The 1,854-nt window shown below is 40.0% G+C and carries 2 protein-coding genes; both read left to right on the top strand.

The window, feature by feature from the left end; genetic code table 11:
• The coding region (locus AA81_RS05980) for a hypothetical protein (RefSeq protein WP_342750124.1) at positions 1-475 on the top strand (475 nt) is incomplete at its 5' end.
• A 99-nt stretch (positions 476-574) separates the two neighbouring features.
• On the top strand, positions 575-1,597 hold the full coding sequence (gene namA, locus AA81_RS05975; RefSeq protein ID WP_103898526.1) for an NADPH dehydrogenase NamA: 1,023 nt from the start codon (positions 575-577) through the stop codon (positions 1,595-1,597).
• Positions 1,598-1,854: the final 257 nt, after the last annotated feature.

Here is a 1,854-nt window from a genome sequence, read left to right as displayed (position 1 = left end):
TACTACATATTATACGAGGGGGGTAGTAGATATGCAAGAGATTCCAGTCAATATATCGCTGGGTTTAACCATGGGAACGATTGCAGGGACACTCTTTTTAATTGCTAATCTTTATGTCTTTTTTCATCTTATTAATCAGTTGGTTGCACCAAAGAAACAGTGGAAATGGTTAGATAAAATGAGAAATAGATGGCACTATGTGCATTATTTAGGAAATGCCGCCGCATTTATTGCAGCTTTAGTACATGGTGTTTTAATGCTGCAGTATGCTTCGGTATTTCACGGGGTACTTATAGCTGTGATGGCGTGGATGGTGTTTGCAGGTTTTACCATGAGGTTTACAAAGGCAAGTCTAAAGTTTAAAAAGACCCTTAGGATCTTTCATGCAAAATGGTATATGTTTGTTATTGTACTGGTACTGCTGATAATAGCACATATTGCTTCGCTTGGATCCTTCCCATATCCTTTAGGTTAGCATAAATGGAACTTGCCCCGCTCACAGCTTTTTATGTATGAGTTCTTTAGTATTTTAAAAAGATACAAAAAGGCAAATAATATATGCAGAGGTGTTGGTATGAGGAAACTTTTCACTCCATTTAAACTAAAGGACCTTGAAGTTAACAATCGTATCATGATGTCGCCCATGTGCATGTATTCTGCTGGTGATGACGGCAAGCCAACCGACTGGCACTTTGTCCATTATGGTACGAGGGCAGTGGGAGGTGTAGGCCTTATCATGCAAGAGGCTACAGCCGTGGAAAGGCGAGGTAGAATTACTGGCAATGATTTAGGGTTGTGGGATGATAGTCAAATCGAGCCTCTGAAAAAAATGGTAGATTTTGTGCATTCTGTAGGAGGCAAAATCGGTGTTCAGTTAGCCCATGCAGGGAGAAAGTGTGAGGTGAAAAACGAAAAGGTTGTTGCTCCTTCGAGTATTAAGTGGAGTGACGAATATCCCATTCCATCAGAGCTTACTAAAAATGAGATTAAAGATATAATTAGAGCTTTTGGTACTGCGGCGGCAAGAGCCGTTAAAGTTGGATATGACACTACAGAGGTCCACGCAGCTCACGGTTATCTCATTCATGAATTTTTGTCACCACTTTCTAACAAAAGAAGTGATGAATATGGAGGAAAAATAGAAAACAGAGTGAGATTTTTGCGGCAAGTATTAATTGAGGTAAAGAAAAACATACCTGATGATATGCCAATTTTTATGCGTGTATCTGCTACCGATTTTGTAGACGGGGGTATTGACATAAATGAAACAATAAAGATAGTAAAACTTGTGAAAGACTTTGTGGATGTTGTGGATTGCAGTTCGGGTGGTCTCTTATCACCAAGGATAGATTTATATCCTGGCTATCAGATAATTTATGCAGAGACTGTAAAAAGGCAAACAGGAGTACCAACTGTGGCTGTAGGCTTGATAACCAGTCCAGAAATGGCAGAGGAGATAATAGGAAACGAGAGGGCGGATATGGTTGCACTGGGCAGAGTGCTTCTAAGGCAGCCGTACTGGCCTGTATATGCTGCCCATGAGCTTAAGGATGAGGATATTATAGCACGACAATATTTCAGAGGAAGATATACATAAAAGAGTATTCTTTGTGGGGGCTTTACAAAGTGAAAGTTTTGTGATAAAATAATTGAGCAGAAGATGGGGACGTGGTGAAGGTGGTTATGATGCCGGTGTGTCACACCGGTGCACGTGGGTTCGAGTCCGGGCGTCGCCGCCATATTTTTAAACAGGCGAACGTTACATGTTGGGCTTTTTTTAAGTTATTTTTAAAGGTTGGGGCATATTATTATTTTTGAATAATTAATCCTTTAATTGTTTAATTTGTGTTTACA

It is taken from the genome of Petrotoga halophila DSM 16923, assembly GCF_002924615.1.
Note: the sequence above shows the minus strand (reverse complement) of the source record. Positions and strands in the feature narration are given on the sequence as shown.

What these genes read in the sequence shown, in the direction of transcription:
- namA (WP_103898526.1), top strand. Translation starts at nt 575, where the DNA reads ATGAGGAAACTTTTCACTCCATTTAAACTAAAGGACCTTGAAGTTAAC.